This is a genomic window from Oceanirhabdus seepicola (assembly GCF_023684385.1).
In the GTDB taxonomy this organism is placed as follows: domain Bacteria; phylum Bacillota; class Clostridia; order Clostridiales; family Clostridiaceae; genus Oceanirhabdus; species Oceanirhabdus seepicola.
Genome location: NZ_JAGSOJ010000003.1, coordinates 595,170 through 608,237 on the forward strand (window position 1 = coordinate 595,170; position 13,068 = coordinate 608,237).

The 13,068-nt window shown below is 31.0% G+C and carries 14 protein-coding genes and 1 pseudogene; 14 read left to right on the forward strand and 1 reads right to left on the reverse strand.

All coding sequences use genetic code 11. The features are described from left to right. Positions 1 to 62: 62 nt before the first annotated feature. The 11 genes and pseudogenes from KDK92_RS16545 to KDK92_RS24630 all read left to right on the forward strand — a co-directional run bounded on the left by KDK92_RS16545 (position 63) and on the right by KDK92_RS24630 (position 8,329). On the forward strand, positions 63 to 611 hold the full coding sequence (locus tag KDK92_RS16545) for a ribonuclease FAU-1 family protein (RefSeq protein ID WP_250860454.1): 549 nt from the start codon (positions 63 to 65) through the stop codon (positions 609 to 611). A gap of 270 nt (positions 612 to 881) precedes the next feature. Beyond that, on the forward strand, positions 882 to 1,418 hold the full coding sequence (locus tag KDK92_RS16550) for a transcription elongation factor GreAB (RefSeq protein ID WP_250860455.1): 537 nt from the start codon (positions 882 to 884) through the stop codon (positions 1,416 to 1,418). 262 nt (positions 1,419 to 1,680) lie between these two features. Continuing rightward, complete coding sequence (locus KDK92_RS16555) at positions 1,681 to 1,863, forward strand: hypothetical protein (RefSeq protein WP_250860456.1); 183 nt, start codon at positions 1,681 to 1,683, stop codon at positions 1,861 to 1,863. A 101-nt stretch (positions 1,864 to 1,964) separates the two neighbouring features. Continuing rightward, positions 1,965 to 3,422, forward strand: a pseudogene (locus tag KDK92_RS16560) (IS1182 family transposase). Between the two features lie 772 nt (positions 3,423 to 4,194). Beyond that, positions 4,195 to 5,175 (forward strand): helix-turn-helix domain-containing protein, encoded by a 981-nt coding sequence (locus tag KDK92_RS16565; RefSeq protein ID WP_250860457.1) that lies wholly within the window; start codon positions 4,195 to 4,197, stop codon positions 5,173 to 5,175. A 79-nt stretch (positions 5,176 to 5,254) separates the two neighbouring features. Beyond that, positions 5,255 to 5,731 (forward strand): pyridoxamine 5'-phosphate oxidase family protein, encoded by a 477-nt coding sequence (locus KDK92_RS16570; RefSeq protein ID WP_250860458.1) that lies wholly within the window; start codon positions 5,255 to 5,257, stop codon positions 5,729 to 5,731. Positions 5,732 to 5,791: 60 nt separating this feature from the next. Beyond that, positions 5,792 to 6,913 (forward strand): hypothetical protein, encoded by a 1,122-nt coding sequence (locus KDK92_RS16575; RefSeq protein WP_250860459.1) that lies wholly within the window; start codon positions 5,792 to 5,794, stop codon positions 6,911 to 6,913. 157 nt (positions 6,914 to 7,070) lie between these two features. Further along, positions 7,071 to 7,352: a hypothetical protein gene (locus KDK92_RS16580; protein WP_250860460.1), complete on the forward strand. Its 282-nt coding sequence runs from the start codon at positions 7,071 to 7,073 to the stop codon at positions 7,350 to 7,352. Between the two features lie 41 nt (positions 7,353 to 7,393). After that, positions 7,394 to 7,516 (forward strand): hypothetical protein, encoded by a 123-nt coding sequence (locus tag KDK92_RS24625; protein ID WP_276576011.1) that lies wholly within the window; start codon positions 7,394 to 7,396, stop codon positions 7,514 to 7,516. A 24-nt stretch (positions 7,517 to 7,540) separates the two neighbouring features. Further along, positions 7,541 to 7,957 carry a hypothetical protein gene (locus KDK92_RS16585; protein WP_250860461.1) on the forward strand — a complete coding sequence of 139 codons (417 nt, stop codon included), beginning with the start codon at positions 7,541 to 7,543 and terminating at the stop codon, positions 7,955 to 7,957. 246 nt (positions 7,958 to 8,203) lie between these two features. Beyond that, entirely contained in the window at positions 8,204 to 8,329 is a 126-nt protein-coding gene (locus KDK92_RS24630; RefSeq protein WP_276576012.1) for a hypothetical protein, read from the forward strand. Positions 8,330 to 9,040: 711 nt separating this feature from the next. Here KDK92_RS24630 and KDK92_RS16590 read toward each other — a convergent pair. Continuing rightward, complete coding sequence (locus tag KDK92_RS16590) at positions 9,041 to 9,268, reverse strand: hypothetical protein (protein ID WP_250860462.1); 228 nt, start codon at positions 9,266 to 9,268, stop codon at positions 9,041 to 9,043. A 397-nt stretch (positions 9,269 to 9,665) separates the two neighbouring features. Between KDK92_RS16590 and KDK92_RS16595 the strand changes: the two genes are divergently transcribed. The 3 genes from KDK92_RS16595 to KDK92_RS16605 all read left to right on the forward strand — a co-directional run bounded on the left by KDK92_RS16595 (position 9,666) and on the right by KDK92_RS16605 (position 12,597). Continuing rightward, positions 9,666 to 11,627 (forward strand): oxidoreductase, encoded by a 1,962-nt coding sequence (locus KDK92_RS16595; RefSeq protein ID WP_250860463.1) that lies wholly within the window; start codon positions 9,666 to 9,668, stop codon positions 11,625 to 11,627. Between the two features lie 292 nt (positions 11,628 to 11,919). Further along, positions 11,920 to 12,351: a MarR family winged helix-turn-helix transcriptional regulator gene (locus tag KDK92_RS16600; protein WP_250860464.1), complete on the forward strand. Its 432-nt coding sequence runs from the start codon at positions 11,920 to 11,922 to the stop codon at positions 12,349 to 12,351. Positions 12,352 to 12,372: 21 nt separating this feature from the next. Beyond that, complete coding sequence (locus KDK92_RS16605; protein ID WP_250860465.1) at positions 12,373 to 12,597, forward strand: DUF2798 domain-containing protein; 225 nt, start codon at positions 12,373 to 12,375, stop codon at positions 12,595 to 12,597. Positions 12,598 to 13,068 lie beyond the last annotated feature (471 nt).

Here is a 13,068-nt window from a genome sequence, read left to right on the forward strand (position 1 = left end):
TATCACCTAACTTGAATTACAAATAAAGAAAAAAAATTTAAACTAACGGGGGGTTGAGTTTTTTGATTGAAAGAATGTATGCTGATAGACCTAATTGGACAAGGGTTTTACAAAAAAAGTTCAGTACAAAATATATTAAAAACATTGATTTTAATGGATATGTTTCTATGATTTATATTGAGAAAGTTAAGCAACCTTTGATAAAAAATATGCTGGGAAAGGACTATTGTCTTGTTGATGATGGCTATATATGGCTTGAACTGTTGCCAATATATGGTAATTATCATCTAACAGCAATGTATAATAATAATACGCAAATAGTACAATGGTATTTTGATATTACTAAACAAAAGGGTGTTAGTGAAGATGGAATACCATTTTTTGATGATTTATTTTTAGATGTAGTTGTATTACCCAATTCTGAAATATTACTCCTTGATGAAGATGAACTCAAAGATGCTCTTGATAAATGTGAAATCACAGAACAAGAATACAACACGGCCTACCAAGAAGCAAAACAAATTATTGAAAATATTGCAATAGATATAAATACTCTATCAGACTTTACTAATAAGTATCTAAAAGTGATAAATTCTTCAAATAGAGAATAATTTTATAGTACAATGTTTTATACGAAATATTCTAATTTACTAGATATAGAAATTACTTGTCACATAATAACAGAGTACTATGTCTTAATGGTTTTATTTAATAATATGTTTGAAATGAGTCGTAAGAAGATATAATGTATTAAGACATAATCGTATTATTAGATGAACTAATATTTAAAAAGTATTGCGGTATATTGTGGCAAAGTAAATTAAGTTCATAGATAGTGCAACCATAAATCTATCAAATAAATAAAGGGGGTACTTTTAATTATGAAAAGAATTTCGAGCTGTTTTTTATTAGTCACAATACTTGGTATACTAGCAGCTTGTAGCAATGTACAACGACAATCAGTAGAAGCAAATCCGTATGATGGTAGGGTATTAAGTATTGGAATTATTGGTGAGTCCCCTAAGATATTGGAAGAACAAGTTACATTCTTGAAAATACAATTTTCTGATTTAGAAAAAGAGGCATTTAATTCTCAGTATGATGCAATTTTCATTACTAAAGATAACTTATTTGAAGCTGCACAAGGAAAATACGCATCTATTTACAAGGAGTCTAAAATTCCGTTGTTTTTTATTCAGACTGAAAAGAGTTATGTTCCATTTACAGAGGAAGACCTTTCATATGAGGAGGCAGAAGATATATCTGACCAAACATATGCAACAGGTATTATGTATCGTGATAATAAGTTAAAGTATTGGGGATACGGTTTATACAATGATATTAAAAATCAAGAAAATATTAAAGATGTTTATTCTAGAATCTTTGAGACTATTTCACAGAATAAAATGCCAAAGTAATATAACCTGACCCAGAATATAATTGCAAAAAAATATACGAACTAGCTCGCATATTCTTTAATTTAATGAACTAAATAAAGAAATCAATTGTTCACAACAAAAGAGTAGTGTTCATTTTGAAGAAAAAATATAGTTGTTTAATATTTATATATAAACCATTATCGCTAACACAACCTAAATTAAAAATAAAAACATAGTAAAAAACATAGATTTGCTAATTGCTGGTCTATATTTTTTAGTAATAAGGTATGGAGGTTAACCTATGGAACAATTAGAAAAACAAACCCTATACATTCCACAAGGTATAAAAGCAAAAACAGAAATCTTTGATGGATTTGGAAAAGAAGAATTATTTCAAGCTATTCTTGCCACTGTGGTAGCAGGAGTAATTGATGCAATTGTATATATGTTTACTAAGAGCACCACATTTTGTGGAGGCCACTGAAAAAGTGGTCATAAATTAAAAGCTTGATTATCATGAAAGAATTCATGATAATCAAGCTTTTGTGTTATAATTATTCCATCAAATAAGGATAGGTGATTATAATGATTCAACATCAGCAGTTAGCTTTTAGCGAATATACAAAACTTTACGATATGATTGTTCCAAAGAATAACATGTTAAGAAAAATGAACGAATTAGTTGATTTTTCATTTGTATATGATGAGCTCAAAAATAAGTACTGTCATGATAATGGAAGAAATGCCATTGATCCGATACGTATGTTCAAATATCTATTACTGAAAGTTATCTATAAGCTATCAGATGTTGATGTTGTTGAAAGATCAAGATATGATATGTCTTTTAAATACTTCTTAGGTATGACTCCGGAGGAGTGTGTGATAGAGCCAAGTTCACTAACTAAATTTAGAAAGCTTCGCTTAAAAGATATGAACTTGCTGGATTTATTAATAAGCAAAACTGTATATATAGCAATTGAAAATAAAATTATCAAAAGTAAATCTATCATAGTTGATGCAACTCATTCAAAATCAAGATACAATCAGAAAACTCCTAGAGAGATTTTAATGGAATACTCAAAAGAGCTTCGTAAAGCAGTATACTCTATAGACGAAAGTCTAAAAGAGTCTTTTCCAAAGAAAGTGGACAATGGAATTTTGGAAGATGAGATTGAATACTGTAAAAAGCTGATAGAAATAATCAATAAAAATGAACTAATATCAAGCTATCCTGTAGTTAGAGAAAAATTAAATTTATTAGAAGAAACAGTTGATGATGATATTGAAAAACTTAAGTTATCCAAGGATGACGATGCAAAGGTTGGACACAAAACATATGATACTTCTTTTTTTTGATATAAAACTCACATAGCTATGACAGAAGAAAGAATTATAACAGCAGCAACAGTCACTTCAGGCGAAAAACATGATGGTAAAGAACTTAAAGCACTTGTTGAAAAAAGTTCTGAAGCTAGAATTGAAGTTGAAAATATAATTGGTGATGCCGCTTATTCAGAGAAAAAAAATATTGATTTTGCTAAAGAAAATAATATTAAACTTATCGCAAAATTAAATAAATCTGTTACTCATGGAAATAGAAGAAACAGCAATATTTTTGAATATAATAAAGATGCTGATATGTATATATGTCAAGCCGGGCATATGAGTATCAAAAAAACTAGTACCCGTCCAAAAAAACATGCAGAAGACGGAAGTGGAACGGTGTTATCATACTTTTTTGATGTTGAAAAGTGTAAGGTTTGCCCATTTAAAGATGGTTGTTATAAAGAAGGTGCAAAAACAAAATCTTATTCTGTTTCAATTAAAAACAATAGCCACAAGGAACATATGGAATTTCAAGAAAGTGATTATTTTAAAAATAAGTCAAAAGAAAGATATAAAATTGAAGCAAAAAATAGTGAATTAAAGCAAAGGCATGGTTATGATGTTGCATCATCGTCAGGCCTAATCGGCATGCAGATGCAAGGAGCATTAACTATATTTGCAGTAAACATGAAAAGAATAATCAAGTTAATGGACTAAGATAGAGATAATAAAAGTACATATATAGATAAAAATCCACAACCTATCGGTTAAAATTATTCGAAGGATTGTGGATTTTTATTTTTAATTTTAGATTAAAACAATACAATACGGTTTTTCAGTGGTCTCCCTCCCGAACCATTGATTTTAAAACATTTATTGTTAGTATCTTTAAAGACTATTCTACCCATGTGGAATGTGTAATAGGAATACAACGCAAAGATACCTTGTAATCCTTGAATTCAGGCACTTTACGAGCTTTTTTAACTTTAGCACAAAAGGTGATGATTTTAAGAATAAAGAGCAATTTAATGGTGTTAAGGTAAGAGTTGGTATGTGATAGGGGATAAGGGGATATGTTATTCAAAATTAAATATAAAGTAAAGAAAGATCATGAAGATAGCTATTATGGCTGAAATTTCATGGTCTTTTTGTGTTTTGTAAATTGTTTATTTGAAATTGTTGTTGTTTTTTGTATATTAATTTAAATAATAAATTAATTGTAAAATTAATGATTATTTAGAAAGTGTATCTAAGTTATTGTAGAATATTACTATATAATGTTATTTTGATGATAACAATTAAAATGTAAAAATTTTAGTTTTAGTTAATTGCGTAGTTACGTATTTAGGTTAATTATATCAATAATCAGAAGTTAGCATTAACGGTATTTATATTTTCGCCAGAAAATAGCATTACCCTCTTGACTCTTCCTTTGGGTAATCCTTTATACTAAGTTTATCATTACAATTAAGAAAAGAGGTCAAAACAAATGAACAACCTAATCAAAATCAGAGATGTGTCAAGCAAGTATGACATAACAGCCCGAACACTGCGTTATTATGAGGACATGGGATTACTGTCCAGCACTAGAAGTGATGACTACAAATATAGAATGTACGACGAAAACGCTGTTAGGCGGCTTGAACAAATACTAATTTTACGCAAGTTGAATATCAGTATAAAAGACATTCAACGTGTTTTCAACACTTCCGGTACTGATGTAGTTTTAGAAGTGCTGGGGAAAAAAGTGGAGAGAATAGACGACGAGGTTGCACTTTTGCATGAGTTGAAGGGGATCGTCCTAGATTTTATACACGAAATCGAAGAAGTGAACTTTGCAGACAACTCTGACATAAAACTGCTGTATAACAAGGCTAAAGAGATTGAAACAAATTTAATAAGCGTTGATTATATTGGCAAGCCCTCCAATGTAAACCGATTGATTAAAATAACTGAAGAATTAGATAAAAAAATTCCTGATATAATGGTCGTTAGGATACCGGAATTCAAAGCGGTAACGTGCGGGGAACAACCGTGGGGGGAAATGTTCAAAGAAGGCGGATATATGTATCAATTGTGGCAGTACTGTCATTTGTATAAAAGTATAATTTTCGATTGTTTTGATTTTTTGATTTCTAGAAATGACAAAGCAGAATGGATATGTGCCGTTAAAGATTGTGTTACCGATGCGGATGTAACTCCTTTTAAACTGTTCGATTTTTCGGGAGGGTTATACGCTATGGCAGTGAGTATAGACGAAGATAACGAGAGCATACATAAAGTGGAAGATAAAGTTCGCCGATGGATTGAAACCACAAATTTTGAGCTTGACAAAGACCGCGATGTTATGTTCAATATGCCTTACTTATATGAAGATGGAAGAGATACTGTCTATAAAGACATAGAAAAAGGACTTGGCTATAAACAGATGCAAAGATATTTTCCTATAAAGCTGAAAGATGATATTTAAGCACTTTGATAAACTATAATGAAAATTACAACATTAGAGTAGTTAAAAAGAGAATTAATATTATTGGAGGGAGTTAAAAATGAGTAAATACGAAAATGCAATCAAACTTATGGAGGAACGTTGCGGAAACGGTAAAGAGGTGGTTATTGCCCTTGCCACAATATCATTATCTGCGAACGCTGCTGGGAATCCCCGTCCTGCTGCACGTATGGTTTGTGCTTATTATGAAGACGGTGTTTTTTATGTTTCCACGGACGCGAGAAAAAACAAAACCTTGCAAATTGAAAAGAACAACGGAGTTTCTGTCTGCGGGATGGAGGATTATGCTCTTCACGGCATTGCTGAAAATCTCGGTTGGGTCAAGGACGAGAAGAATGCGGAAATCAGAGCGAAGTTCAAAAAAGTTTTCAACTGGTTCGATGAGGTTGGCGATGAGGACAATCCTAACTCAATCGTTCTTCGTATCACCCTCACAGAAGGTACCATCATTGACAATGAAAGAAAATACGGTGAACAGATGTATGACATCGATTTTATTAATAAAGCAGTAAAATAAAGTGCTTAATCCTGATGTAGTCCAATTTAAGGGAAAAACAAAATGAAAGGAGAATTTCACATGGAAAAAACAATGGGGGATATGGCAAAATGTCTGAAACAACTAATACCAGTGAATATTCCTGAAACATATACAATCAAATCTATGTTTAAAGACATTTCAGAGGAAGAGGACATACGAAAAGGTGTACTTGCTTTCAGAGAGTTTTTATATGGATTTTGTGATCGTTTAATCGCTGACAACAGTTTATGTGACATACCTAAGAAAGGCAAGAACAAGTTTTCAGATGAAACAACTTTGACAGTGGAGTTTCCGTTCTTAAATAACATTAAAAGTATACTATTGAATATAGGTCAGCATGGTATATTATCCGAGAAATGTGATTCTCTGTTGGTTAATGGCTGGGAAATGCTTAGCCTCAAAAGATCACTCAATAAAAATTCAACTACAAAAATTTCTGTTCCGCAAATGATTAAAAGTATGCGATTTCTCACTGAATGCGGTATTGATTTTGATGGTATTGACTTGAGTGTGAAAAAACCTGATGTATCAAAAATTGAGGCAATAAGAATTACTTATCCTGATAATCACATTATGCTTACTGGGTTGAAGGTTTTGGGGATTGCTCAGAATGAACTATCATCCCGCAAAAATGACGATATTTTAATGAGATGCGATTACAGGATGCTGAAAAATGAGGATACACAAGTCGACTCTATTATGAAAGACTTTGTCTATCCCTTTTCTGTTCCTTTGCAAGAATTCGTTTTAAAATTTCATGGACATTATCTGGAATCGGGAATGAAATGTAATGTAGAATTAGGGTTCATGTGTATTCATTTTATCTACTCATATAAAGGTAAAGCAATATGGAGGTTTTCTACATCCTTGCACAACGGTTACCGTATGATCCTTAAAACAAAAAATACCTCAAAATATGCTGATGTGATCGAGAAGTTCCCGGAGTCTGTACGGGAAAAGATCTTTAAAGGATATGGATGCGATAGAAAAAATGGCACCGGTCACGGCAATTGCCAAAAAGGTTGTGAAGGGTTTCGTTTTTCTTTGAATGAATCATTACTTGATATAAGTCAGGAATTAGAAATATGGCTAGATAGCGAGCTGGCAAGTATGCAAAAAAATAAGAAAGGTCAGAAAACACCTCACGGTACTAAGGTGTGAATAGTAACCTAATTGGTTCTAAAAATATCAGTATATCTGTAAAAAACCAAAGGTCTAATCTCGTAGCTTGCTGCGGGGTTTTTAACTTGAATCATCCTCAACAAAAACAACGCAAAAAGATATTCGCCAACTGAAAGCAAGCTTTTGTCTAGCAGCAATGATGAATACGTCTGCTTTTATTTTTAGCCATTTAAGGCTTGCTTTCAGTTTTAACAGATCAAAGGAGAGAATTAGTGAGAGCGTAAAAGGAGGAAATAAAGGAATAAGAGAAAAATACAGCAGAAAGTATGCTTTTAGTAGTAAAATAGAATGTGGCTTCTGCGGTGGTACAGTAAATAGACGTGGATGGGATAGTAAAATAAAAACGAAAAGGTCGTTTGGCATTGTCGAACATCTACTAAGAAAGGTAAGAAATATTGCCCTGAAAGTAAAGGAATAGATGAAAAGATTATTGAAAGTGCTTTCCCAGAAGCTGTTAATATGTTTTGCTTACAAAATAAAGATATAGTTTCACATTTCATGGAAACAGTAGAAAAAAGTCTTAATAATACTAATGTTGCTAAAGAGTTAAAAAGAGTTCAAAGAGAAATTACTTCTTATTAAAATAAGATAGACAAGCTAGTTGATATGAAAATTGAAGGTATAATTGATAAAGTTACTTATGAAAATAAATATTTAGAGTTTTCAATAGTATTAGAAAGACTAAAAGCTGAAAAAGTTGATTTGAATGCTTCTAAGGAGAAAACTGTTGATATTAAAAAAAGAATAAATAGTTTCAGAAAAGTATTTGATAGTAATAAACCAATTAAAGAATTTGACAGAGTAGTTTTTGAAAGTGCAGTTAATAAAATTATATTAAGTGGAATTGATGAAGAAGGTAATACAGATCCTTACATGCTAACTTTCATATTTAAATCAGGTATGAGCCATTCACTAAAAGGTAAAGATGTGAAGGCATTTAAGACAAGTAAAAAAGACAAAGAAATGTGTTCCTTAACGAATACACCACATGTTGAGTGTATCGTGAGGACAGAATGCAAATAGCTTGATATCAATGGGCTTCAGCCATTTTAATAACATTTTCAGTGTGTCACAAAAGTTCTCATCTATAAAAAAGGTGGTAATTACGTAAAAGTATAGATATCTGCGTGATTGTATGAATATAGAGTTATTGGTAAAATAGTTAGAAATAATAATTCTAAAAGGTGAAATTATAGATTTTATGGACTATGATTTTTGGCGTAGTGATGAATATTTCTGAATAACGAGTGCCTATGGTTTGATGAAAATATGGACTGGATAATATATGTATCACATGAAGTCATAACAACTTTTGGTGGTGAGTGGTTAGTAAAGAATCTAAAGAGTATATGGAATGATTGGAAGACTAATATTAAATGGGATTTCAAGAATTAATAAGTCATTGATATCATCAAAATAGTATCATATTCATAATAACAAGGCTGTGCCGTATTCTTTAATATATTAAATATAAATTTAAAAGTTACATAATAAAATGAGCTATATGTCATATGTAATAAACTTTCTGACTCATTAATTACAAATACTAATTAAGTGAACCTTTAAGGTTCTTATTGTGAATTACTATATTATTGTCTAGCACTGAATGTTACATAAAGTATAAAAAACAAAACACAACCACCCAATTCATTGATGTTAAAACTTTTATTGTTAGTATCTTTAATGACTACTCTACCCATGTGGAGTGTGTAATAGGAATACAACGAAAAGATACCTTGTAATCCTTGAATTCATGCACTTTACAAGCTTTTTTAATTTTAGCTCAAATGGTGATGATTTTAAGAATAAAGAGCAAATTAATGGTGTTAAGGTAAGAGTTGGTATTTGATAGGGTGTTAGGGGATACGTCGTTATAAACTCAATATTAAAATAGAAAAAGACTTTGAAGAGAGTTATGGCTTTAAATAAAATGTACCCTATGGAGTAGACACTTAAAAAAAGTCTACTCCATAGGGTACATTTTAACTATAGAAGATCGTTATATATTACCTAAAAAAATTTTAATTAATATCTTAATAAGATATTAATTAAAATTGATAAAAAATAGGTTAAAAAACTTTAATAAATAAAAATAAGGGTAGAAAATTAACCATTATCTACAACATTTATAATATCATTAAGTTTATTATTTGAATACACTTCATTAACTAAACTTAAATATTTTTCTTTATCTAAGGCAAGAAATAATGTTGGTAAATATTTTTCAATAAATTCAGCTTGAGTCATATTAAAATGTTCTAACATTTTATCTATTATTTCTTTTAACTCAGGTGTAACTCTAGCCTGTAATCGTGGATTCTTATCTTTTGCCATATTAAATTACCTCCTTTTAGATTTCATATGTGTACTTAATTAAATGATTAAAGTAATTATACTACTTACAAACTTAAATATTTAATCATATTAATACCATCTAAGCCCAATATACCTGTATCTATCATACCTTATTAAATAGCTAAAGTCACTATCTAGATAAATATTTCATCTTATTAATAATCTTTTTTAACTCAAAATTTGTGGGTTTTATAGTTTCAAATTATGGCGATAACTATGAAATTATCATGGGAAATATGTAAAAAGAACAAAAATATAAAAATTGTAAAAAGAATCTATACTCCAAATATGGAGTTGACATAGTTGTTTATGTTGTGTTATATTATTGTCAAAGTAATTCAAAATACAAAATGTTACATTAGAGGAGGAGATTTATATGAGTAAAAATCTAAGTGCTTTAAAACAACCATTACGCTTAGGCCGTGTTACTGCAAAAAATAGAGTTTGGGAGTCACCTTTATGGACTCGTACTGCATCTGTTCAAGGTGAAGTAACTGAAAAAACTATTGAACACTACGCATCTCGTGCAAAAGGTGGAGCAGGTGTAATTACAACTGAAGCTTTAGCTGTTGACGGTAATCATGTATGGACTAAGCCACAGATTGCTATTTGGGATGAAAATTTCGGTCCAGGCCTTCGTCGTTTAGTTGAATCAGTACATATGCATGACTCACTTATTGTTGGTCAATTACAACATCCAGGGATGTTTGGAACAGATCCTGTATCTCCTTCTGGAGTTCCATGTCAAGATTTAGGTAAATTAGGTCACTTTATACAGCCTAAGGTACTAACAGTTAATGAAATCGAGGACATAAGAGATAAATTCATCAATGCTGCTGCTTTAGCTAAAGCTTGTGGATTTGATGGAGTAGAAATCCATGGTGCTACATCATACCTGCTTCAACAGTTCTTCTCAGGATATAATAACAAGCGTACAGATAAGTATGGTGGAACTAGAGAAAGACGTATTCAATTAGCATTAGAAATCGTAAGAGGAATTCGTGAAAAATGCGGCCCTGATTATGTTATAGGTTATACTGTAGGAGAGTCAGATTTAATACCTGGTGGGATAACTAGAGAAGATGTACTTGTATTAGCTAAAGCTCTTGAAAAAGCTGGTCTTACATATCTTGATTTACAAGCAGATGGAGCATATGAAACATTACACTCTACTAAATGTCATGGTGGGTACAGAAGACAACCTAAAGGTATGTTCGAGAAGGCTGTTAATTACAAGAAAATTCTTAATATTCCGGTAACTTGTCGTACAGCAGGAGAGTATGACCCTGAAATATGGAATGAAGCTATTGGAAATGGTAAAGCTGATGTTATCAGACTAGGAAAACAAATAATTGCAGATGAAAATGCATGTGCTAAAGCTATAAAAGGAAATGTTGAAGATATCCGTCCATGTATCAAGTGTGGAAACTGTATCGTAAGTGGAGAAATGATGGACTGGCAGTTATCTTGTACAGTAAATCCTAATGTTGGTAAGAATAAAAATCCTTTAATTCCAGCTTATGTTCCTAAAAAAGTTTTAGTTATTGGTGGAGGCCCTGCTGGACTTGAAGCTGCAAGAGTAGCTGCACTTAGAGGACATTCAGTAACACTACTTGAAAAGAATTCTAGCGTTGGTGGAAATCTTTACATAGCTTCTCTTCCAATAGGTAAAGAAACTCTAGGATCATTCTGTGGTTGGGCTGAAAGACAATGTACTAAGCTTGGAGTGGATATCCGTCTTAATACTGAAGGTACAGTTGAGATGGTTGAAGAGATGAAGCCAGACGCTATTATAGTTGCAACAGGTTCTAGACCACTTGTACCTGGGATTCCAGGTATTAAACAACCACACGTTGTTACTGCTGAAGATGTTTTACTTGGTAAAGTAACTGTTGGTGAAAAAGTTGTTGTAGCTGGAGCTGGTGAAGTTGGAATAGAAACTGCTGATTTGATAATGCAAAAAGGTATGGCAAAAGAGCTTACTATAGTTGAAATGCAGTCAAAAGTTGGAGCAGATATGTCTGGTATAGATTTAGCAATGCTTTTTGCTAATGAAGAAATTTTCCCAACACATTTCAAAAATGGTTTACAGATTAAGACTGATACTAAAATTGAAGAGATTACAGAAAATGGAGTGATAGTTGCTGGTAATAGCTGGGATAGATATGAAATTGAAGCAGATACAGTTGTTTTAGCATTAGGCTATACTTCTACTAATAAGATATTTAAAGATTTAGAAGAAAGAATATCTGAAATATATTGCATCGGAGATGCAAGACGTGCTCGTAGAGCATGGGAAGCAATCCATGAAGCAAATTATTTTGCTCGCGAAATTTAGTTGGATTTTTAGAGCTATTGTATGTTTGGAATATTTGTACTAGTAGAATAAAAATTAAATTATAGACTTAGCGGATTTTGCCTAGTGTGATTCGCCTCCACCATATAAAACCGAGACTTGATGTCGTGGTTTTATATTTGATATTTTAAGATAATTGCTGTGAACTGTAGCATAAATTAATAGATATACTATAGTAATTTTTATGCGATCATGACATATACTCAATAATAGTTGACATATCAACTATTATTGAGTATGATTTAGTTGTTAAGTCAACTAAAGGAGTGGTGAAATGGATGATAGTAAAAATTTAATGGGGAGATGGATATCAGTTCTTTATAGACAATTCCAAGTTTATATTAATAAAGAATTAAAAGAATTGAATATTAGTTCTTCTGAATACATTTACATTATTGAGTTATTTATGGATGATGGTGTGAGTCAAGATGATTTGTCGAAACAGCTTTTTATAAATAAAAGTGCAGTTGCAAGGAGCATAAGTTCACTTGAAAAGAAAAATTATGTATTAAGGAGAACTGACAAGTATGACAAAAGGATAAAGAGAGTTTATTTGACAGAAAAATCAAGAGAAATTGAAGAAAAATTGTTTAAAGCACTTGAAAATTGGGATAGTATCATAAAAGCTAATATTGACGAATCATCTGTTAATATTACTACAAAAACTTTACAAAAGATGTCAATAAAAGTATTAAAGAAAGATTAAAAAACGAAGGGAGCACAACTTATGAAGATAAATAAAAAATATGAAAAGATTTTATTTGCATTTCTAACGTCATTTTTTATGAGTTTATCAATGAGTCTTGCGATGGCAATTATAAATGTTGGATTTAGCGCAGGCTTTCTAAAAGCTTTTTTAAGTGGAAGTGTTATAGGCATTGTTGTATCATTTCCAGTGGCATTAGTTATAGTACCAATAATATCAAAATTTGTTGCCTATATAGTTGATTAGTTAATTGTAAAGAGGAGGATAAAGACTCTATACTTATAAAAATGTGGAATATTTTACGACTTTTATAAAGAGAATAATCAAAATAATAAAATTAGCATATTAGATTTATATTAAAGAAGGAATCTTAAAGGAAGAAATGTAATAAAGTTTGATTTTAATACAACGAAGAATGAAGAAATAGAGAAAGGTATCTATGATAAGTATATTAGAATACTAAATAATAAATAGTAGATTTCGCCTAGTGCGATTCACCTCCACCATTAAAAACCACAACTTTGTGGTTTTTTTATTTATATTTTTTTAGGATAAATAGCGATGAACCGTATCAAAAGTAGTATGGCACAATGAGATGACTCTGTGTACTATTAAATTAGAAAGGAGTATTTAGATGGCAAGGGTAAGAAAGTTGAATATTCAGAAGAAATAAATTGAGTACATGATTAGGTTGAATGTACTCAATTTATTTCTTCT

Bases quoted from the DNA above. Each gene is read 5' to 3' on its own strand.
- KDK92_RS16550 (WP_250860455.1), top strand. From the start codon at position 882: ATGAAAAGAATTTCGAGCTGTTTTTTATTAGTCACAATACTTGGTATA.
- KDK92_RS16555 (WP_250860456.1), top strand. From the start codon at position 1,681: ATGGAACAATTAGAAAAACAAACCCTATACATTCCACAAGGTATAAAA.
- KDK92_RS16565 (WP_250860457.1), top strand. From the start codon at position 4,195: ATGAACAACCTAATCAAAATCAGAGATGTGTCAAGCAAGTATGACATA.
- KDK92_RS16570 (WP_250860458.1), top strand. From the start codon at position 5,255: ATGAGTAAATACGAAAATGCAATCAAACTTATGGAGGAACGTTGCGGA.
- KDK92_RS16575 (WP_250860459.1), top strand. From the start codon at position 5,792: ATGGAAAAAACAATGGGGGATATGGCAAAATGTCTGAAACAACTAATA.
- KDK92_RS16580 (WP_250860460.1), top strand. From the start codon at position 7,071: ATGATGAATACGTCTGCTTTTATTTTTAGCCATTTAAGGCTTGCTTTC.
- KDK92_RS24625 (WP_276576011.1), top strand. From the start codon at position 7,394: ATGTTTTGCTTACAAAATAAAGATATAGTTTCACATTTCATGGAAACA.
- KDK92_RS16585 (WP_250860461.1), top strand. From the start codon at position 7,541: ATGAAAATTGAAGGTATAATTGATAAAGTTACTTATGAAAATAAATAT.
- KDK92_RS24630 (WP_276576012.1), top strand. From the start codon at position 8,204: ATGGACTGGATAATATATGTATCACATGAAGTCATAACAACTTTTGGT.
- KDK92_RS16590 (WP_250860462.1), bottom strand. From the start codon at position 9,268: ATGGCAAAAGATAAGAATCCACGATTACAGGCTAGAGTTACACCTGAG.
- KDK92_RS16595 (WP_250860463.1), top strand. From the start codon at position 9,666: ATGAGTAAAAATCTAAGTGCTTTAAAACAACCATTACGCTTAGGCCGT.
- KDK92_RS16600 (WP_250860464.1), top strand. From the start codon at position 11,920: ATGGATGATAGTAAAAATTTAATGGGGAGATGGATATCAGTTCTTTAT.
- KDK92_RS16605 (WP_250860465.1), top strand. From the start codon at position 12,373: ATGAAGATAAATAAAAAATATGAAAAGATTTTATTTGCATTTCTAACG.